Origin of the sequence: Paraburkholderia agricolaris (assembly GCF_009455635.1) — a bacterium.
Classification (GTDB): domain Bacteria; phylum Pseudomonadota; class Gammaproteobacteria; order Burkholderiales; family Burkholderiaceae; genus Paraburkholderia; species Paraburkholderia agricolaris.
Map to the genome: position 1 here is coordinate 4,739,672 of NZ_QPER01000001.1, position 19,058 is coordinate 4,758,729.

Sequence of the window (19,058 nt, forward strand, 5' to 3'; positions counted from 1 at the left end):
ATCAGAGGCAATCGGACGCTTTTTATACGCCCAGTAGGTCGTGCAACACCGGCATCTTGCTTTCGAGCTCGTTGGCCTCGAAGTGCTCGACGATCGCACCGTGCTCCATCACGTAAAAGCGATCGGCAAGTGGAGCGGCAAAGCGGAAATTCTGTTCAACCATCACGACCGTGTAGCCGCGCGCCTTGAGCGTCATGATCATGCGTGCCAGCGCTTGCACGATGACGGGCGCGAGGCCTTCCGAGATTTCGTCGAGCAGCAGCAAACTCGCGCCGGTACGAAGAATGCGCGCGACGGCCAGCATCTGCTGTTCGCCGCCCGAAAGCCGTGTGCCCTGGCTCATGCGGCGTTCCTGCAGATTCGGGAACATCGAATAGATTTCTTCGAGCGACATCATGTGGGCCTTGTCGCCGACGGGTGGCGGCAACAGCAGGTTTTCCTCGCATGAGAGGCTCGAAAAAATGCCGCGCTCTTCCGGACAATAGCCAATGCCGCAATGCGCGATGCGATGCGTGGGCAGGTTGATGGTTTCGCGTCCGCCGATGCGGATCGAACCGGTGCGTCGGCCCGTTAGCCCCATGATTGCGCGCAGTGTGGTGGTGCGCCCCGCGCCGTTACGGCCCAGCAGCGTGACAACTTCGCCGCGGTTCACCGTCAGGTCGACGCCATGCAGGATATGGGACTCCCCGTACCATGCCTGCAAACCCGCGATCTCCAGCGCGGGGGCACCCCCAGCCGTGCCGCTCACCTCGACGCTTTCGCGCTCGGCAATCGTATTCATGCGTGGGCTCCGGCAAGCGCAGCGTCCGCGCTGCCCATATAGGCCTGCATCACGAGCGGATTCTTCGACACTTCGGCATAGCTGCCTTCGGCGAGCACTTCGCCTCGTTGCAGGACGGTGATGGTGTCGGAGATCCCGGCGATCACATTCATGTTGTGCTCGACCATCAGGATCGTACGGCCGCTCGAGACTTTCTTGATCAACGCCGTGACGCGATCGACGTCTTCATGGCCCATGCCTTGCGTGGGTTCGTCGAGCAGCATCAACTCGGGCTCCATCGCGAGTGTGGTGGCAATTTCCAGCGCGCGCTTGCGGCCATATGAAAGCTCGACCGTCAATACATCGGCGAAATCGGTCAAACCGACTTGCGTGAGCAGGTCCATCGCCCGATCGTCGAGTTGATGCAGCGTGCGTTCGCTCTTCCAGAAGTGAAATGCCGTGCCGAGCACGCGCTGCAAACCGATGCGCACGTTCTGCAATGCCGTCAGATGCGGAAATACGGCGGAGATCTGAAACGAGCGGATGATGCCGCGCCGGGCGATTTGCGCCGGACGTTCATTGGTGATGTCGATCCCGTTGAAGACGATCTGGCCCGCAGTCGGTTCCAGAAATTTGGTGAGCAGATTGAAGCAGGTGGTCTTGCCAGCCCCATTCGGGCCGATCAGCGCATGGATCGAGCCACGGCGCACGCGCAGGTTCACCCCGTTCACGGCAATGAAGCCTTTGAACTCGCGGGTGAGGCCGCGCGTTTCGAGAATCGTATCGCCGAGAATCATGTTCCCTTCCATACGGAGTAAGGCGAAGCACTACGATCTTCCGCGCGAACGGCTGCGCGACGTTTGATAACGGCGACACCCCCGTGCCGCTCGTTGGCGTGCTGCACCAATCCGGACGGTAATCCATGGGGCGACACGCAGCATGGCTGCCATTGTCGCGCCAATGATGCAGCGCATTCATTGGGATTTGCACTTAGTGGATGACGACTGCATGCGCCAAAGGTAAGGCTGGCCCCAAGGCATGTCACACGGCGGACATGGACGGCGCCGCGCTCGTTTGAACAGGGACGCTGCCGGCCACACGCGCGCGACGGTCTTCGCGGATCATGTCGCTGGCGCGTTCGGCGATCATCAGCGTCGGCGAATTGGTGTTGCCCGAGGTGATGAAAGGCATGATCGACGCATCGACCACACGCAATCCGTCAACGCCGAGAACGCGTAAGCGGTTGTCGACGACGGTGCCGGGATCGTCGGTGGTGCCCATGCGGCAGGTGCCGACCGGATGAAAGATGGTGGTGCCGACCGCGCCTGCGGCCTGCTGAAGCTCTTCTTCGGTCTGGTACTGGATGCCGGGCAGAATCTCCTGCGGCCGATAGGGTGCGAGCGCGGGTGCAGCGGCGATGCGGCGCGTGAGGCGCAACGCGTTGGCGGCGACATGCCGGTCGTAATCGGTGGACAGGTAGTTCGGCGCGATCAACGGTGGCGTCGACGCATCGGGTGATTCGATATGAATACTGCCACGCGAGGTCGGCCGCAACTGGCACACTGACGCGGTGAACGCGTTGAAGCGATGCAGCGGTTCACCAAAACGATCGAGCGAGAGCGGCTGCACGTGATACTCGAGGTCGGGGCGCGTCAGCAGGCGATCGTCCGGATCGGATTTGGCGAATGCGCCGAGTTGCGACGGTGACATCGACATGGGGCCGCTTTGAAAAAGCGCGTACTGCATGCCGATCATCAGCTTGCCCCACCAATGAGCGGAGGCGGTATTGAGCGTGCGCACGCCGTCGACTTTATAGGCCATACGCAATTGCAGATGGTCCTGCAAATTCTCGCCGACCCCGCGCAGATCCTTTACGACCTCGATGCCAAGATTTTGCAGACGCGCGCCATTGCCGATTCCCGAGAGTTCGAGCAATTGTGGTGAGTTGACTGCGCCGGAACTGAGGATCACTTCACAACGGGCTTTGGCAAGATAGTCGGTGTTATCGCCGCGATATTCGACGCCGGTGCAGCGGCGTCCTTCGAACACGACGCGCTGGGTGTGCGCGCCGGTAATGACGGTGAGATTCGGACGTTTGAGCGCCGGACGCAGGAATGCTTTCGATGCGTTCCAACGGATACCGCGTTTCTGATTGACGTCGAAGTAGCCGACGCCGGTGTTGTCGCCGCGATTGAAGTCGTCGGTGGCGGGTATGCCGGTTTGTTGCGCCGCTTGCGAGAACTCCTCGAGGATCTTCCATTTCAGACGCTGCTTTTCGACACGCCATGGGCCGCCTGCTCCATGCGATTCGGATACACCGGCGTGGTGGTCTTCGCTACGTTTGAAGATTGGGAGGACGGCGTTCCAGGACCACGAGGCGTCATTGGTGACGCGGGCCCATTCATCGTAGTCTTCGCGCTGGCCGCGCATGTAGATCATGCCGTTGATCGACGAACTGCCGCCCAGTACGCGTCCGCGGGGATATGAGAGGGAGCGGCCGTTCAGGCCGGGTTCCGATTGGGTTTTGTAGAGCCAGTCCGTGCGGGGATTGCCGATGCAGTAGAGGTAGCCTACCGGTACGTGGATCCAGTGGTAGTCGTCTTTGCCGCCGGCTTCCAGGAGCAGGACCTGGATTTCCGGGTCTTCCGAAAGGCGGTTGGCGAGGACGCAACCTGCCGTGCCGGCGCCTACTATGATGTAGTCGAATTCGCCTTCCAGGCGGGGGGGTGTTTTTTCTGTGATGCTCATCGTTTCGTCTCCTAAGCTTTTTTGCCTGTTCGGCGGTTTTGTTTGGTTGTGCTTGTATGGCGTTGGCCTTTCCTTGTTTTGTTAGTGGTCTATTAGCGTTCCCCCTGTGCGGGGGGGCACCTACTTTTCTTTGCCTGCCGCAAAGAAAAGTAGGCAAAAGAAAGCGGCTCAAACCGCTAATTCTTAAGCGGGTCCCCCGCACAGCCGCGGTAGTGGTGCATCTGGAATCTGTCCCATCGCACACTCCGCCTCAGTGACAAGGCAGTCATACCTCCGGCGACGCTGCGCGCGCCGACGCCCAGTTCATCACACCATCAGTTATGCAAATCGCCGGCCAGGTTTCCCTGGCAAACCCATCCGCGACGCACGTAGTGCGGAGTGGGAGTTGATGAGCGCTTTGTCACTAACGCACAGTGTGCGATGGGACAGATTCCAGATGCACCACTACCCCCTCCAAGCCAGGGGACCCACTTATGAGCTAGCGGTGTGAGCCGCTTTCTTTTGCCTACTTTTCTTTGCGGCAGGCAAAGAAAAGTAGGTGCTGCCCCGCACAGGGGCAACGCTAATAGACCACTAACACAGCAAGGAAAGGCCAACGCCACACAAGCACAACCAAACAAAACCGCCGGCCCGGCAAAAAACCAGTTACTTAGCCACCGGCATAGTGAACTCAGCCCCCTTCCCAATACTATCCGGCCACCTCTGCATAATGCTCTTGTAGCGCGTATAAAACCGCACACCCTCCTCCCCGTAGGCATGATGATCCCCAAACAGAGACCTCTTCCACCCACCAAAAGAATGCCACGCCATCGGCACAGGAATCGGCACATTAATGCCCACCATCCCGATCTGAATCTGCCGCGAAAAAGCCCGAGCCACGCCACCATCCGAGGTAAACAACGCCACCCCATTAGCAAACTCGTTAGCGTTAATAAGCTCAACAGCAGAAGCAAAATCCGGCACCCGCACAACACACAGCACAGGACCAAAAATCTCTTCGCGATAAATCTTCATGTCGGTCGAGACATCGTCGAACAACGTGCCGCCGAGAAAGAACCCCTTCTCATGTCCAGCCACCTGATGACCACGTCCATCGACAACGAGCTTCGCACCCGCCGTAACGCCGGCATCGATATAACCCGCCACCTTCTCGCGATGCGCCGCCGTCACCAACGGCCCCATCTCGGCTTCCTTTTCCATCCCGTTCAAAATCTTCAGGCTCTTCACTCGCGGTGTCAGTCGCTCGATCAATTCATCGGCAATATGTCCCACCGCAACGGCCACCGAAATTGCCATGCAGCGCTCGCCCGCTGACCCATATGCGGCGCCGATCAATGCATCGACAGCCTGATCGAGATCCGCGTCCGGCATCACCACCAGATGATTCTTCGCACCGCCCAAAGCCTGCACACGCTTGCCGTGCTTCGTGCCTTCCGTATAGATATATTCCGCAATCGGCGTCGAACCGACAAACGACAACGCACTCACCTCGGGATGCACCAGCAACGCATCCACCGCTACCTTGTCGCCATGCACGACGTTGAACACGCCATCCGGCAATCCCGCCTCTTTCAGCAATTCAGCCAGTCGGTTCGACGCGGAAGGATCACGCTCCGACGGCTTCAGCACAAACGTGTTGCCGCATGCAATCGCCACCGGAAACATCCAGCACGGCACCATCATCGGGAAATTGAACGGCGTAATACCGGCGACCACGCCCAACGGCTGACGCAGATTCCAGTTATCGATGCCGCCGCCGATCTGGTCGGTGAAATCGGTCTTCAACAGATTCGGAATGCCGCACGCAAACTCGACAATCTCGATGCCGCGCATCACCTCGCCCTTCGCATCGGAAAACACCTTGCCGTGCTCACGCGTAATCAGTTCCGCCAGTTCGTCATGGTGACGGTCGAGCAATTCCTTGAACTTGAACAGCACCCGCGCCCGCTTGATCGGCGCGGTTTCGCTCCATGCAGGAAACGCGGCATTGGCGGCCGCGACCGCCGCATCCACCTCGGCGACGCTCGCCAGCGGCACGCGCGCGCTCACGCTGCCAAGCGCAGGATTGAAGACGTCGCCGAAACGGCCGCTCGTGCCTTCAACCGTCTTGCCGTTGATGAAATGGGTCAACGCGCGGGCGCTCGTCTCGCTGCGCACGCTCTCGTCCTGATATGTCTCGCTCATCGTCCTGTCCTCTTCCTGTGAAAGTATTCCTCCGCCCGTTGCTAGCAGCGTGATGAAGGCAAGCGTACGGCGCTTCGGGGCGACAAATCCAATGAGTAATGCTCAACTGCGCTATAAGCCGCGCTAATATCAGGATATGGATCTGACTCTGCTACGGGCGTTCGTCACCGTCGCGCGCGAAGGCAACCTCACGCGTGCCGCGGTGCAACTTCACCTGACCCAACCTGCCGTCAGCCTGCAAATCAAGCATTTGCAGGAGACGCTCGGCGTGACGCTGTTTACCCGGACCTCGCACGGGCTTTCGCTGACCCGCGATGGGCAGGCCCTGCTGCCCCATGCGGAACGCGCGCTGGGCGCGGCGGGCGACGTGGAGCGCGCGGCGGCGTCGCTACGTCATGAAGTGCGCGGTCGATTACGGATCGGCACGATTCTCGATCCGGCTTTTCTGCGTCTCGGCGGCTTTCTCAAGCAACTGGTGGAAACCTGGCCGCACATTGAAACGGCCTTGCGCCACGGCATGTCGGGCTGGGTGCTGGAGCAGGTTCGCGCGGGAGAGCTGGATGTCGGCTATTACATCGGCCTGCCATCCGACGACGCCAGCCGCGACAGCGCCGCCTTTCACGCCGTCACGCTCACGCACTTCCAATACCGCGTGCTCGCGCCGGCAGGCTGGAAAGATCGCGTGAAAGGCGCACGCGACTGGCGCTCGCTTGCCGCGCTGCCGTGGATCTGGACGCCGCCCGCCTCCGCGCACAATCGATTGTTGTCACGCTGCTTCGACGAAGCCGGCGTAAAACCGGTTAAGGTGGCGGAAGTGGATCAGGAGCCGTCGATGCTCGATCTGGTCAAGTCGGGCGTCGGTCTGACGCTCGCGCGCGACGCCACGGCGATCGCCGAAGCGCACGCGCACGCGTTGACCATCGTCGAAGGCATCACCGTGCCGACCCAGCTCAGCTTTATCACGCTGGCCGAGCGCCGGGACGAACCGGCGATTGCCGCCGCGTTGAAGCTGATCGAGCAGCAATGGGCGACATAAGGTCACATAAGTGCCGCACAAGCGGCCGAGCATGCCGCGGATATGAGCGGCGCTCATGACAGCCGCATTGCCGCCGGCCGAAACAACGCCGTCACGCGCTTTTTGTTAGATTGAGGGTTCGCGCTCACGCGCCGGCCCGCTTCGTTCTTGTTCCGTCTGACTTCGCCCTTCCCGGCAGCTTCGCCCCGGCAACACCGGAAGCTGCCGACCACGCCATCCTTCGACAGGAGCCTGACATGGCACGCAACATTGAAATCAAAGCCCGCGCCCAGCACTTCGAGCAACTGCGCGAGCGAGCCGCAAAGCTTGCACCTGACGCCCCGCTGATCTTCCGCCAACAGGACTTTTTCTACGACGTGCCGCGCGGCCGCCTGAAGCTGCGCCAGTTCGACGACGGCACGCCGGCCGAACTGATCTTCTATCAGCGCGACGACCGCGATGGCCCAAAGGCGTCGTACTACACGCGCAGCCCGGTGACCAACCCTGAAGCCATGCACGCGTTGCTGGCCACGGCGCTGACCACGCGCGGCATCGTCACGAAGGAACGCCATGTGTATCTGACGGGCCGTACGCGGATCCATCTGGACCGGGTCGATGGTCTGGGCGACTTCGTCGAACTCGAAGTCGTGCTGGCGCAGGACGACGACGAAGAAAGCGGCCATGCCGAAGCGCACGCAATGTTCCAGACTCTTGGCGTGCCGGAATCGGACCTGGTGGCAGTGGCCTACGTCGATTTGCTGAGTCCGGACAGTGAACCGAAGCAAGCTGCGTAAACCTAGGAAGAATCAAGGGCCGCGAAGGCACTCATGCTGAAACCGCGGCCCTGAAAACCCTCAACACCCGCAGCACCGGAAGCCACCGCCTCAAACAGCCGCCGCTCCCGGCGACAGATGACCCAGCGGCAACGGCCCATTGCGCTTGAACGTGGTCAACACGATATTGGAGCGCACGCTATCCACGCCCGGCACACGCATCAACTTCTTCATCACGAAGGTCGACAGATAATTCAGGTCGGGCGCCACAATGCGCAACAGATAATCGGCGTCGCCGACCACCGCGTGACATTCCAGTACTTCCGGTAGCACCTCGATCTGCTGCTGGAATTGCTCGATGATCGAGTCGCCGTGATGCTTCAGCTTCAGACTCGTAAAAGCGGTCACGCCGAGCCCCAATTTTTCTGGACGCAGCACGACACGATAGCCGTCCACCACCCCCACCTGCTCCAGGCGCTGCAAGCGCCGTCCGATCTGCGACGGCGACAGCGGCACCTGCTCCGCCAATTGCTGATGCGTAGCCCGGCCGAAGCGCTGAAGTACATCCAGCAGCGCGAGATCGAAGTGATCAAGTTCCAGCATGATTTATATCCGCATTAAATCCGTATTTTATGCACGATTATTGCATATATCAACACCATAACGCCATCATTGCGCCCTTTCCGCACGCTGCCCGCTCTACACTTGCATCACCGTTTCAACCCGCAGTCGCCGCAGAGCGTGCAGCATCATGTCCACAGCCAACACCGCCAAACTCAAAGAGCAATTCGACGCCGGCCTCGAAACTCGCGCCGACTTCACCATCGATCAGCCAATCGAACGATACGGCGCCGTCGACCACGCGGTTTGGCAACAGCTTTATGCACGTCAAACCGCGCTGCTCAAGGGTCGCGTGTGCGATGAGTTTCTGGCGGGCGTCGACCGTATCGGCATGCCGTCCGATCGCGTGCCCTCGTTCGATGAAATCAACGCCAGGCTGACGCCCGCGACCGGCTGGCAAATCGTCGCCGTACCGGGACTCGTGCCCGACCAGGTGTTCTTCGAGCATCTGGCGAACCGCCGTTTCCCGGTGACGTGGTGGATGCGCCGTCCCGATCAGCTCGATTATCTGCAGGAACCGGACTGTTTTCACGATCTGTTCGGCCACGTGCCGCTGCTGATTAATCCGGTGTTCGCGGACTACATGCATGCATACGGCCGCGCCGCGCTTGCCGCTAACGACGCCGGCGCCCTGCCGCTGCTCGCACGGCTCTATTGGTACACAGTCGAGTTTGGCCTGATCCGCGACCCGGCGAGTCCGAACGGCGTGAAGATCTACGGCGCGGGCATCGTGTCGAGCAAAGGCGAGACGCTCTACAGCCAGCAAAGCGCGGCGCCGAACCGGCTTGGCTTCGATCTCGAACGCGTGATGCGTACGCGCTACCGCATCGACACGTTCCAGAAAAGCTACTTTGTCATCGACGACTTCGCGCAATTGTTCAGCGTGGCGCAAACCGATTTCGCGCCGCTGCTGGCCAGGCTGGCCGCGCAGCCGGCCTTCGCTGCAGGCGACCTGCTCACGTGTGATGACGTCCTCACGCGGGGCTCGCAGGAAGGCTGGCAAGCCGACGGCGATATCTGAAAACACAATCGGAGCAATCCGACAGCAGGCTGACGGCATCCGTGAAAAAATAGCGGGTGCGCATGCCCACTGGCGTGCCTGTTCAGATCAACGAGGTCGCATCATGATTAATAAACTCACTTCCGAAGAACGCGCCACGCTAATGACGGAACTGCACGGCTGGCAAGCCGTAGCGGGCCGCGACGCGATCCAGCGCCAATTCAAGTTCGCCGACTTCAACGAAGCATTCGGTTTTATGACGCGCGTGGCAATCAAGGCGCAGGAGATGGATCACCATCCCGAATGGTTCAACGTGTACAACAAGGTGGAGATCACTCTGTCCACGCATGAAGCGAATGGCCTGACCCAGCGGGACATCAAATTGGCACAATTTATCGACAGTATTACTGCTTAATACAAGCGCTCAGATACCTCGATGCGCCCTGCATCGAGTGATTTGACGGTAATGAAAGGGCATTGCAGGCAATCCGGCGCCCAAACCTTCAGTTCTACAGGCTATTATTAAGGCAGACGTAAGAATCCCACGCTTGCCTGGCAATCCCGTCTAAACGATCCGGCGATAGCGTCTGCTGACGCTGTACAATCATCAGCGCATACGGCTTGGAGAGCGCGCTTGCCTCCTTGCACAGAACGAGTTCGTCGCCGCTCGAAGGTGAGCGGGCGCGCCAGAAGTTGATTGCGGCTTCCAGTTCGTGAATGCTTATCTCGGACATGACGTCGTGATCGCCCGGTGGCTGCTGTTTGGCTGCCAGTGCAACTTCAGACTGCTCGATAGCTGTTTCGTGACCACCTTGTGCCAGTCCGGCACGGCCACGCAGCATGCTGCCTGTGCAGCAGGCGCCCCGGCGAACCGCTTGCCCAGACGCCTAAAACCATTGTACTTGAGCGAAATCCATGCGACTCCTTCTGATCGAAGATGACCGCCCCATCGCACGCGGCATCCAAAGTAGTCTCGAACAAGCCGGCTTCACCGTCGACATGGTCCATGACGGCATTTTCGCCGAACAGGCCCTCACCCAAAATCGCCATGAGCTGGTGATCCTCGATCTGGGCCTGCCCGGTATCGACGGCATGACGCTGCTCGCGCGCTTCCGTCAGAGCAATCGCCACACGCCGGTGATCATCCTCACCGCGCGCGACGAGCTGAACGACCGCGTTCAAGGCCTGAATTCGGGCGCGGACGACTACATGCTGAAGCCGTTTGAACCCACCGAACTCGAAGCGCGCATCCGCGCGGTGATGCGCCGCAGCGGTCCGCACGGCGACATGCCGCGTCCGGAAGTGTCGCTGGGCGGTGTGCGTCTGTCGGGCGTCGATCGCCGCATTTTCAACGACGACAAGCCGCTCGAACTGTCGCCGCGTGAATTCGCAGTGCTCGAAATGCTGCTGCTGCGCCACGGCCGCGTGGTCAGCAAGGCTCAGTTGCAAGACCATCTGACGCACTTCGGCGGCGATCTCGGCGACACCGCGATCGAAGTCTACGTGCACCGGGTGCGTAAAAAGCTTGAAAACTGCCGTGTCGAAATCGTCACGGTGCGTGGCTTCGGTTACCTGTTGCAGGAAATCCGTCAGGCCGCATAATCGCCACAAGGGCCGCACGCTGTTTTGCGGCCTGACGGCGCCGGGCCGGCGCCGCGCACTCGGTGCGCAGTTCGCCGGCAACCGGCGAGTTTTCACGGCGCCACGGTGCGTTTCGCCGTTGCCCCTTTCCTGCGCGTTCGATCATGCCCCAGCCGGCCGCCAATAGTCTGCGCCGCACGCTGCTGCGGCGCCTCGCTGCTCCCCTTTCGCTGCTCGCCCTGATGAGCGGCCTGATCGCTTACTGGCTGGCGTGGCAGTACACGCAGCATGTGGTCGACCGCTCGCTTGCCGACCTCGCCACCGCGATCTCCAAACAGATTCAGATTGCCGGCCCTAACGCCAAGGTAACGGTGCCACCGCTCGCGCAGGCCATGTTCTCCGATCCGGTCGAACATCTCGTCTATCGAATCAGCAACGGCGAAACCGAGATCGCCGGCGACCACAATCTGCCGCTGCAAGGCACCAGCGTGCGGCGCATGCACTATGCGTACGTCTTCGAAACCCAGCACCAGGGCGTGACGGTGCGCGTGGCGCAGGTGCGCGTCGATCAGCCCAGCGGTAATCCGATCGTCGTCGAAGTCGGTCAGCCGGTGCATCATCGTTTTCGCATTGCCGCCGAGTTTCTGGTCGCGATCATGATGCCGCTGCTGTTGCTGCTGCTGGCCGGCTGGGCGATCGTATGGCGCGTGGTCAATCAACAGCTCAATCCGCTTACCGATCTCGCGGACTCGCTGAACCGACAGACTCATACGTCGCTCGAGCCGGTGGACGAAACCTATGTACCGGTTGAAATCCGGCCCCTTACCGGCGCGCTCAACGCGCTGCTCGATCGCCTGAAAACCGCCCTCGACGGCCAACGCAAATTTATCGCCGACGCCGCGCATCAGCTGCGCACGCCACTCACCGCCGTCAAGCTGCATGCGGAGCAGGCCGCGGTCGCGCGAGACCCGCAGCAAACGCTTGCGGCAGTCCGTGAGCTGCGCGCAGCCGCCGACCGTGCCGTACGGCTGTCGAATCAGTTGCTTTCGCTGGCGCGCGCCGAACCGGGCGAACAAGCCGCACGTTTCGTCAACGTGGATATGGCCGCGCTCGCATTCGATACGGGTGCGGAATGGGTGCCGCGCGCGCTGACGTTCCACGTCGACCTCGGCTTCCAGCGGCTCGACGATCCGGCCAACGATCATCCGCTGATGGTGCGCGGTAATCCGGTGCTGCTGCACGAAGTGATCGCCAATCTGCTGGATAACGCGCTCAAGTACGTGCCGCCTTCACGCTTCGATGGCGGCCGGATCACCGTAACGGTGTCGCAAACCGTGATCGACGAACTGCGTATGGCCGAGATCATCGTCGAGGACAATGGGCCGGGCGTGCCGTACACACAGCAAGCCGATCTGTTCAAACGATTCTTCCGCGGCGACGGTCAGAGCGAAGCCGGTGTGGATAGCGGCGCCGGTCTCGGTCTCGCAATCGTTCATGACATCATGGTGCTGCATCACGGCAGCGTGCATTACGAAGATGCGCCGGAAGGCGGGGCGCGCTTCATCGTGCGCATTCCGCTTGTTCCGATCAGCGTTCACCACGACGTCGATATCGAGGCACGGCGTCCGGCAAAAAAATCGGCGCACTCGGCGCCGATCGATATCTGATTCTGCAGCAGGTCAACCCGCTGCTGAGGGCCGCCTCGAGTCCACCAACGTTCAACGTGGTGCTCAACTCAGGCGGCCCGCTTTATTTCTTCTTCGCCTTTTTCCCGGACGTTTTCGCCTTCTCCGTCTTGTCCGATCTGGACGCGCCCTTCTCTTTCTCCGGCCGCGCCAGCATCGTGCCGCGGCACTTGCGCGCGCCGCAGCGGCATTCGTATTCCTTCTTCAGCTTCTTGGTCTGGCGTGCGTCGATAACGAGGCCGTAGTCGTAAAAGACTTCCTCGCCCTCGGCGATGTCGCGCAGCGCGTGCACGTACACATGACCGTCGATCTCTTCGGCTTCGCAATTCGGCGCGCACGAATGGTTGATCCAGCGCGCGCTATTGCCATCCACCTTGCCGTCGATCACCTTGCCGTTATCGAGCGCGAAGTAGAACGTGTGATTCGGTTCGGCCGGGTTATGCGGATGACGGCGCAACGCTTCCTTCCAGGAGATCCGCTCACCCTTGTATTCGATCAGCCGTTCACCCGCCGCAATCGGCTCGGTGGCAAACACGCCTTTGCCGTGCACACCCGAACGGCGCACGGCGATCCTGCGTGAACTCATTGAATGAATCCTTGTGAAGAACTGGGGGTGAAGATCCGGCAGTCGCCAGAAATGCCCGCGTCTGACGCGCTGCTTTTTCTGACGCGGATAGCAAACGCGGCGCCTTGCGAGCGCCGCGTCGACCTGCGACGCTCATGCGCCACATCCGGCATCCTACACGCTCAAGACGGCTTCCTTCAACCGTCAAAAAGACGTGAACGTACAACGTGCGTGTGCAGCTTCACCGTTGTCCGAATGAAATCTCGCCGAACAGCGCCTTTTGCTCGCGTGGTTGCGAACGCCAATACTGCGGCGGCGCTTCGACTGTCGCGCCGAGTTGAGCCGCGGCATGCCACGGCCAACGCGGGTTGTAGAGCAATGCACGCGCCAGTGCGATCAGATCGGCGTCACCTTCTTCGATGAGTTGTTCGGCGTGCAGCGGATCGGTGATCAGGCCCACGCCGATGGTCGTGAGGCCGGTTGCCTGTTTGACGGCCCGTGCAAAAGGAATCTGATAACCCGGCTCGAGCGGAATCTTCTGCAACGGCGAGACACCGCCGGACGACACATCGATCCAGTCGCAGCCACGCTTTTTCAACTCCTGCGCGAATACGATCGTCTCTTCGAGCGTCCAGCCGCCTTCCACCCAGTCAGTTGCCGAGACGCGTACGCCGACCGGTTTGTCGGCCGGAAACGCCGCGCGCACGATGTCGAAGATTTCGAGCGGAAAGCGCATGCGGTTCTCGAGCGAACCACCGTAATCGTCGTTGCGTTGATTGGCGATCGGCGACAGGAACTGATGCAGCAGATAGCCATGCGCCGCATGCACTTCCAGCGCGTCGACGCCGAGGCGCGCGGCACGCCGCGCGGAAGCCGCGAACGCTTCGCGAATCCGGTTCAGCCCAGGTGTATCGAGCGCGAGTGGCGGCTCTTCACCCGCTTTATGCGGCAACGCCGACGGCGCATGCGGCAGCCAGCCGCCTTGCGAAACGGTAATCAGTTGACCGCCTTCCCAAGGCACGTGACTCGACGCCTTGCGTCCCGCATGTGACAACTGCATCGCAACGCGAATGTGCGAATGCTTGCGGATCGCGGCGAGAACCGGCACCAGAGCCGTTTCGGTGGCGTCGTCCCACAGTCCGAGATCGCCCGGCGTGATGCGCCCATCCGGCTCGACAGCGGTCGCCTCGATGCACAGCATGCCGGCGCCCGACAGCGCAAGACTGCCGAGATGGATCATGTGCCACGCGGTAGCCTCGCCACGTTCGGCGGAGTACTGGCACATTGGGGAGACGACGATGCGGTTGGGAAGCGTCACGCTACGCAGCGTGAGCGGAGAGAAAAGCGCGCTCATGGATTACGCCCTGTAAAAACCCCAAGAGCGGACGAGCATAGCACCGCGGGTAATTGTCTGCAGGCGCGCGCGGATCAGGGTTTCGGTTCGACCTGATCGAGCCACTCGCCAAACATCCGGCGCGCCGCGGTTTCCAGTACCGGACCGAACTGCGCTGTCTCGGCTCGCAAACGGCGTACGTCGATACCATGGCCGGCAATCTCGCCGGCGTTGCCGATCAGCCAGGGCTCGAACCGGTCAGCGCGAATCTCAGGATGGCATTGCAGACCCAGCACGTGGCTGCCCCAGGCGAATGCCTGGTTTTCGCAGGCAGGCGTCGAAGCGAGACGTGTGGCGTTGTCGGGCAGATCGAAGGTGTCGCCATGCCAATGCAGCATCGACGTGAGCGCGCCGTCCAGATGGCGCACCGGCGAAGCACGGCCGGCATCGGTGAGCGTGAGCGGTGTCCAGCCGAGTTCGGTATGGCCGGCGGGATAGACCCGCGCGCCGAGCGCACGCGCGATCAGTTGCGCGCCGAGGCAGATGCCGAGCGTCGGCAAACCGGCGGCGATGCGCTTTTCGATCATGGAGAGCAACGGCACGAGCGTCGGATAGAGCACGTCGTCAGTTGCACTGATCGGGCCGCCCAGGATTACCATGAGCGATGCGGCGACCGGGTCCGGCGCTTCGATACGGGCAAAGCCGACATCGAGATAGCGCACCGGCCGACCGCGCTCGCCGAGCTCCAGCTCAAGACTGCCCAGATCCTCGAAGTGCACATGGCGAATGGCCAGAACTTCGCGATTCATCAGCCTGCCCCACCTTCAGGTTGACTAAAGACTTGCCGCTACGCGGCGCGAACCGCCCGGCGGCCGGCAATCGCCGGCCGCCGGAGCACGGTTTGGCAGTGTAGCGGAATGTCCTGAAAGACGCCGCCTTATTGGGCGAAGATCTTCCAGGTCTTCTTCTGGGTGGCGATGTCAGCCGCTTCGTACACCGAGCAATCGAGACGCACGTCCGTGTCCGACATCTTCAGATTGAGCAGCGCGCAATGATGCGGCGTCTTCTTCGGCGTCTTGCTGGGCTCGAAATGCGTGCAGGTCAGGCACATGCGGTGCGGCGGAATCGTGCCTTGCACTTCCAGCTGATGGATGGTCTTGAGCAGCGTGCGATAGAACAGCGTCTGCTCTTCGTCGCGCAGCGTGCCGACCGCTTTGGCCAGAAAGTCCGGCCATTGCGCAGCGCGCTTCGCGGCGGTGCGGCCACGCGCCGTCAGACGGACCGCGAGGGCGCGGCCGTCGTCGAGGGCACGGCGTTTTTCGACCAGGCCTTTGGTCTCGAGCGTGCTCACGGCATCGCTGGTGGTTGCGGCGGTCAACGCCGTTTCGCGGGCAATTTCGCCAAGACGCATCGGGCCCTTGCGTTGCATCAGCAAGACCAGGATTTCGCCCTGGGTCGGCGTAAGGCCTGCGCCTTCCGCCCATTCCCAAGCCTGGCTCCGCATGGCCGTGCTCAATCGCAATAGGCTGTGGGTCACTCGCCCGGTTGCCTGTTCTCCGTATACGCCTTCGCTCATAATCTTCGTTTGGTTTATTAAAGCTTGCGTGCAATGTCGGCGAACCGCTGCCGAACAAGCCCGTAGCCTGTGTGGGGTAGCCTCGCCCAAAAGCAGACGAGACGGTTTCTACTATCTCAAAAATTTACCGCCTTACCAGCCAAAGGCAGCTAAAGCGACATTCTATGCGAGACCGGCCAATCGTACAGCTAAGTTATCCAACATAAGCTGTGGATAACCATGGGAAAACATAGGGGATCGCCTGTGTGCCGATTCTTGATAAGCAAGCAGCCCCCGCTATCCTTACCAAAGTTGTCCTCGTTTACCGGCTCCGATGCACCCCGGATCCGCCTGGTTATGGTTTACCTAGCACTTTGACTTTTCAGGGAATTATTCAGTTGTCCACAGGCAGATGCAATGCTTGTTAACTACTACTACGTTTGTATACGTAAATTTTTGAAAAACCTAAGACCCCGCGAGCTGGAAATTTATTTACGAAAAAAAACCCGCACGAAGCGGGTTTCCTTACGGTTTAACGTAACCAATCCCGTCTCCGGCTAGGCTCGCCACTGCAAACACTGCTGCCTTACGGCTTCGTGCAAGGACTTTTCCCGTTCGAAGACACCGCGCAGCCACGCCGCGTCATTGACCTGACCGCGTGCGATCGCGCCGATTTCGGCGAGCGCTTTGCCCGAACCCAATGCTTCGGCGTGCGGTGCAATCAGATCAAGCGTTTCGAGGATATCTTCGGAAATCGTCTTGCGCTCGCTCGTTTGCGGATTGATGCAGTTGCCGGCCAGTCCGAAGCGGCATGCTTCAAAACGGTTGAAAGTGTAGACAAGGTAATCGTCTTCTTTCGGCGTGATCGGCTTGTCGAGCAGCAGATGCCGTGCAAGGGTCTGGATGTAGCAGGCAATCGCTGCCGCGCGATCGACGGAAAACGGCGTATCCATCACGCGAACTTCGATCGTGCCGAAACCCGGCTTCGGCCGGATGTCCCAGTAGAAATCTTTCATGCTGTTGACCACGCCCGTGTGAACCATCTTCGAGAAATATTCCTCGAAGCTGTCCCACGTCAGCACGAATGGCGCGCGCCCCGACAACGGAAACGCAAACACGGAATTCAGTCGTGCCGAATGAAAACCGGTATCGACACCCTGCACGAACGGCGACGAAGCGGACAAGGCGATGAAATGCGGAATGAAGCGCGACATGGAATGCAGCAGGTACAGCGCGCTGTTCGGATCCGGACAGCCGATGTGCACGTGCTGTCCGAACACCGTAAATTGCTTGGCAAGATAGCCGTACAACTCCGAAAGATACTGAAAGCGCGGTGTATCGACAATCTGCCTTTCACTCCATTGCTGGAATGCATGCGTGCCGCCACCGCACAAGCCGACGTTCAGATGATCCGCAGCGGAAACCAGCGTGTCGCGGATCTTGCGCAAATCGGTGACGGCCTGTTCATGCGTCGTGCAGATACCGGTCGACAACTCGATCATGCTTTCGGTGATTTCCGGCGTGATGTTGCCGGGGATTTTTTCATCCTTGATGAGGCGCAGCAGGTCCGAGCCGGCTTTGGTCAGATCATAGTCATGCGTATTCACGATCTGCATTTCGAGTTCGACACCGAAGGTGAACGGTTTCGAATCGATGAAGGGTTCGAGTGACATAGCGTCCCCTGAGTCAGGTCGGCCGGTGTGTCACATGGTTGTGTCACAGGTCCGGCCGTTTTTTTGAAACGAATAAACAGGATAAAACGAGGGTAAAGCGCGCAAATCAGGCATCCAGCGCATCGAGTAGCAGTGCTGCGTTACTCTTCACGCCGTTCGGCCACCAGCGCCAGGCTGCGATACACGAGCCACGGCCCGAGAATCTGCAGCACGAAAATCGAACACATCACGATCGCGCGCAGTTGTGGATCGAAATTCGGATAAAGGTTGTAGGTATCGTCGACGAGCAGGTACGCAAGCGCCGACATCGGCGAGAGCGACAAACCGAGGGCCATGCCCTGCTTCCAGTTCAAACCGCTCGGCTTGGCAAAGGCCATCACGCCCACCAGTTTCGCAACCAGCCGCGCAATAATCAGACCCAGCGCAGCGACACCGCCGAGCGCGATGTCTTTCCATTCGAACGAAGTCAGCGTCAGCACGAACAGAATCACGGTCAGCAGCCAGCCTGCCGTGCCGAAATGCTCCGGCCACAACTGCGGACGCGCTTCAAGATTCTTAACGATGATGCCCGCAGCCAGCAACGCAAGAATGGTGGAAAGCTTGAACACGTGCGCAATCGCAATCGCCAGCAGTACGAGGCCGAATAGCGCGACAAACGAATGCTCGTCCTGCATGTTCAGACGTCGATAAAAAAACGTGCAGGTGCGTGCAAGCAGATAGGCCAGTACGAGCGAGCCGACCAGCAGATAAAGCGGTTGCAGAATCGTGGCATAGACGTTGCCGTAAACCTCCTGATGCAACCAGCTCGAGACCAGCTTTTCGATCACCACCGCGTACATGCTGTTCAACGCGGTCAGGGTCAACAACCGTTGAGTCACCTGGCCTTCCGCGCGCAGCTCGGTTTTGAGCTGGATCACCATGGCCGGCGAAGTCGCCATCGCAATCGCGGCGAGCACCGTTGCCACCATCAGCGGCACCTTCAGAAACAGCAGCACCGGCAACACCAGCGCGAACGTCAGCGTGGCTTCGGCGACGCTCGACAGAATCAACCAGGGATTGCGGCGGATCCAGCGTAGATCGAGCCGGCTGCCCAGTTCGAACAACAGCAAACCGAGCGCGACGTCGAGCAGCGGCCGGGCGGCGTTCGCGGACTCCGCGTCGATCACGCCGAAACCGGCAGCGCCTGCTATCAGACCGATGACCGCATACCCGGAAATGCGTGGCAAACGCCACGCGCGAAAGCAGAGTTCACCGCACAGGCCAGCGGCGAGCAAGGCGAGACCGGCCCAAAAAATGGCGTCGGGAGTGAGTGGCCAGGCTGGAAAAAATGAAAACGCCGACTTCATTGTGATGGGTTCTCCTTGGCAGCAACGGCAGACGACACGAACCGGCCTCAACACCGGTGAGCGGCTGAGCGCATGAGGCGCTCACTGTTGCGATCGCTTCGCGTGACCCGCGTTGCGAGTTTTCAATGATCGGATGATCTGAATGCGCCACGGTCGCGTGGAGCGCGACGCATTTCGGGGTGCGGCCGTAGCAACCGGCACGGAACGGTGAAAGAACGC

General features: G+C 60.4%; 18 protein-coding genes. 6 read left to right on the top strand and 12 right to left on the bottom strand.

Annotation, left to right across the window (positions count from 1 at the left end; translation table 11 throughout):
* Window positions 1–22: 22 nt before the first annotated feature.
* The 4 genes from GH665_RS20945 to GH665_RS20960 form a co-directional block, all read right to left on the bottom strand.
* Complete coding sequence (locus GH665_RS20945; RefSeq protein ID WP_153138021.1) at window positions 23–781, bottom strand: ABC transporter ATP-binding protein; 759 nt, start codon at window positions 779–781, stop codon at window positions 23–25.
* Entirely contained in the window at window positions 778–1,557 is a 780-nt protein-coding gene (locus GH665_RS20950; RefSeq protein WP_028198418.1) for an ABC transporter ATP-binding protein, read from the bottom strand. The genes GH665_RS20945 and GH665_RS20950 overlap by 4 nt, the downstream gene beginning before the upstream one ends.
* 244 nt (window positions 1,558–1,801) lie before the next feature.
* On the bottom strand, window positions 1,802–3,508 hold the full coding sequence (locus GH665_RS20955) for a GMC family oxidoreductase (RefSeq protein ID WP_153138023.1): 1,707 nt from the start codon (window positions 3,506–3,508) through the stop codon (window positions 1,802–1,804).
* 645 nt (window positions 3,509–4,153) lie between these two features.
* On the bottom strand, window positions 4,154–5,692 hold the full coding sequence (locus tag GH665_RS20960) for a CoA-acylating methylmalonate-semialdehyde dehydrogenase (RefSeq protein ID WP_153138025.1): 1,539 nt from the start codon (window positions 5,690–5,692) through the stop codon (window positions 4,154–4,156).
* Window positions 5,693–5,828: 136 nt separating this feature from the next.
* Here GH665_RS20960 and GH665_RS20965 point away from each other — a divergent pair, with 136 nt between their 5' ends.
* Both GH665_RS20965 and GH665_RS20970 read left to right on the top strand, forming a co-directional pair.
* A complete protein-coding gene (locus tag GH665_RS20965; RefSeq protein ID WP_153138027.1) occupies window positions 5,829–6,728 on the top strand; it encodes a LysR family transcriptional regulator in 900 nt (299 codons plus the stop codon).
* A gap of 236 nt (window positions 6,729–6,964) precedes the next feature.
* Entirely contained in the window at window positions 6,965–7,501 is a 537-nt protein-coding gene (locus GH665_RS20970; RefSeq protein ID WP_028197601.1) for a class IV adenylate cyclase, read from the top strand.
* Between the two features lie 90 nt (window positions 7,502–7,591).
* Here the strand turns inward: GH665_RS20970 and GH665_RS20975 are convergent, their stop codons facing one another.
* Window positions 7,592–8,083 (bottom strand): Lrp/AsnC family transcriptional regulator, encoded by a 492-nt coding sequence (locus GH665_RS20975; protein ID WP_120346414.1) that lies wholly within the window; start codon window positions 8,081–8,083, stop codon window positions 7,592–7,594.
* A gap of 148 nt (window positions 8,084–8,231) precedes the next feature.
* On the opposite strand from GH665_RS20975, the gene phhA reads away from it, so the two are divergent.
* Both phhA and GH665_RS20985 read left to right on the top strand, forming a co-directional pair.
* Window positions 8,232–9,122 carry a phenylalanine 4-monooxygenase gene (phhA, locus tag GH665_RS20980; protein WP_153138029.1) on the top strand — a complete coding sequence of 297 codons (891 nt, stop codon included), beginning with the start codon at window positions 8,232–8,234 and terminating at the stop codon, window positions 9,120–9,122.
* Between the two features lie 49 nt (window positions 9,123–9,171).
* Entirely contained in the window at window positions 9,172–9,516 is a 345-nt protein-coding gene (locus GH665_RS20985; RefSeq protein ID WP_279228820.1) for a 4a-hydroxytetrahydrobiopterin dehydratase, read from the top strand.
* 94 nt (window positions 9,517–9,610) lie between these two features.
* On the opposite strand, the gene GH665_RS20990 is transcribed toward GH665_RS20985, so the two are convergent.
* Window positions 9,611–9,835: a DUF3717 domain-containing protein gene (locus GH665_RS20990; protein WP_153138610.1), complete on the bottom strand. Its 225-nt coding sequence runs from the start codon at window positions 9,833–9,835 to the stop codon at window positions 9,611–9,613.
* A gap of 181 nt (window positions 9,836–10,016) precedes the next feature.
* Between GH665_RS20990 and GH665_RS20995 the strand changes: the two genes are divergently transcribed.
* Entirely contained in the window at window positions 10,017–10,703 is a 687-nt protein-coding gene (locus tag GH665_RS20995) for a response regulator transcription factor (protein ID WP_028197606.1), read from the top strand.
* 143 nt (window positions 10,704–10,846) lie between these two features.
* Window positions 10,847–12,349, top strand: a complete 1,503-nt coding sequence (locus tag GH665_RS21000; RefSeq protein WP_153138031.1) for a sensor histidine kinase — start codon at window positions 10,847–10,849, stop codon at window positions 12,347–12,349.
* An 82-nt stretch (window positions 12,350–12,431) separates the two neighbouring features.
* On the opposite strand, the gene GH665_RS21005 is transcribed toward GH665_RS21000, so the two are convergent.
* From GH665_RS21005 to GH665_RS21030, 6 genes are all read right to left on the bottom strand, one after another.
* Window positions 12,432–12,953, bottom strand: coding sequence for an SET domain-containing protein (locus GH665_RS21005; RefSeq protein WP_153138033.1), 522 nt, complete (start codon window positions 12,951–12,953; stop codon window positions 12,432–12,434).
* 220 nt (window positions 12,954–13,173) lie between these two features.
* The gene (locus GH665_RS21010; protein WP_153138034.1) at window positions 13,174–14,286 is read right to left on the bottom strand and encodes an NADH:flavin oxidoreductase/NADH oxidase; all 1,113 of its coding nucleotides are present in this window, start codon (window positions 14,284–14,286) and stop codon (window positions 13,174–13,176) included.
* A 74-nt stretch (window positions 14,287–14,360) separates the two neighbouring features.
* On the bottom strand, window positions 14,361–15,074 hold the full coding sequence (locus tag GH665_RS21015; protein ID WP_153138036.1) for a glutamine amidotransferase: 714 nt from the start codon (window positions 15,072–15,074) through the stop codon (window positions 14,361–14,363).
* Between the two features lie 128 nt (window positions 15,075–15,202).
* Window positions 15,203–15,841 (bottom strand): MarR family winged helix-turn-helix transcriptional regulator, encoded by a 639-nt coding sequence (locus GH665_RS21020; RefSeq protein WP_153138038.1) that lies wholly within the window; start codon window positions 15,839–15,841, stop codon window positions 15,203–15,205.
* A gap of 536 nt (window positions 15,842–16,377) precedes the next feature.
* Window positions 16,378–17,493: a YbdK family carboxylate-amine ligase gene (locus GH665_RS21025; RefSeq protein WP_153138040.1), complete on the bottom strand. Its 1,116-nt coding sequence runs from the start codon at window positions 17,491–17,493 to the stop codon at window positions 16,378–16,380.
* A 140-nt stretch (window positions 17,494–17,633) separates the two neighbouring features.
* Window positions 17,634–18,839: a cation:proton antiporter gene (locus GH665_RS21030; protein WP_153138042.1), complete on the bottom strand. Its 1,206-nt coding sequence runs from the start codon at window positions 18,837–18,839 to the stop codon at window positions 17,634–17,636.
* Window positions 18,840–19,058: the final 219 nt, after the last annotated feature.

What these genes read in the sequence shown, in the direction of transcription:
- GH665_RS20950 (WP_028198418.1), bottom strand. Translation starts at nt 1,557, where the DNA reads ATGATTCTCGGCGATACGATTCTCGAAACGCGCGGCCTCACCCGCGAG.
- GH665_RS21025 (WP_153138040.1), bottom strand. Translation starts at nt 17,493, where the DNA reads ATGTCACTCGAACCCTTCATCGATTCGAAACCGTTCACCTTCGGTGTC.
- GH665_RS20960 (WP_153138025.1), bottom strand. Translation starts at nt 5,692, where the DNA reads ATGAGCGAGACATATCAGGACGAGAGCGTGCGCAGCGAGACGAGCGCC.
- phhA (WP_153138029.1), top strand. Translation starts at nt 8,232, where the DNA reads ATGTCCACAGCCAACACCGCCAAACTCAAAGAGCAATTCGACGCCGGC.
- GH665_RS21030 (WP_153138042.1), bottom strand. Translation starts at nt 18,839, where the DNA reads ATGAAGTCGGCGTTTTCATTTTTTCCAGCCTGGCCACTCACTCCCGAC.
- GH665_RS21015 (WP_153138036.1), bottom strand. Translation starts at nt 15,074, where the DNA reads ATGAATCGCGAAGTTCTGGCCATTCGCCATGTGCACTTCGAGGATCTG.
- GH665_RS20995 (WP_028197606.1), top strand. Translation starts at nt 10,017, where the DNA reads ATGCGACTCCTTCTGATCGAAGATGACCGCCCCATCGCACGCGGCATC.
- GH665_RS20990 (WP_153138610.1), bottom strand. Translation starts at nt 9,835, where the DNA reads ATGTCCGAGATAAGCATTCACGAACTGGAAGCCGCAATCAACTTCTGG.
- GH665_RS20970 (WP_028197601.1), top strand. Translation starts at nt 6,965, where the DNA reads ATGGCACGCAACATTGAAATCAAAGCCCGCGCCCAGCACTTCGAGCAA.
- GH665_RS20955 (WP_153138023.1), bottom strand. Translation starts at nt 3,508, where the DNA reads ATGAGCATCACAGAAAAAACACCCCCCCGCCTGGAAGGCGAATTCGAC.
- GH665_RS21020 (WP_153138038.1), bottom strand. Translation starts at nt 15,841, where the DNA reads ATGAGCGAAGGCGTATACGGAGAACAGGCAACCGGGCGAGTGACCCAC.
- GH665_RS20975 (WP_120346414.1), bottom strand. Translation starts at nt 8,083, where the DNA reads ATGCTGGAACTTGATCACTTCGATCTCGCGCTGCTGGATGTACTTCAG.
- GH665_RS21005 (WP_153138033.1), bottom strand. Translation starts at nt 12,953, where the DNA reads ATGAGTTCACGCAGGATCGCCGTGCGCCGTTCGGGTGTGCACGGCAAA.
- GH665_RS20965 (WP_153138027.1), top strand. Translation starts at nt 5,829, where the DNA reads ATGGATCTGACTCTGCTACGGGCGTTCGTCACCGTCGCGCGCGAAGGC.
- GH665_RS20945 (WP_153138021.1), bottom strand. Translation starts at nt 781, where the DNA reads ATGAATACGATTGCCGAGCGCGAAAGCGTCGAGGTGAGCGGCACGGCT.
- GH665_RS21010 (WP_153138034.1), bottom strand. Translation starts at nt 14,286, where the DNA reads ATGAGCGCGCTTTTCTCTCCGCTCACGCTGCGTAGCGTGACGCTTCCC.
- GH665_RS21000 (WP_153138031.1), top strand. Translation starts at nt 10,847, where the DNA reads ATGCCCCAGCCGGCCGCCAATAGTCTGCGCCGCACGCTGCTGCGGCGC.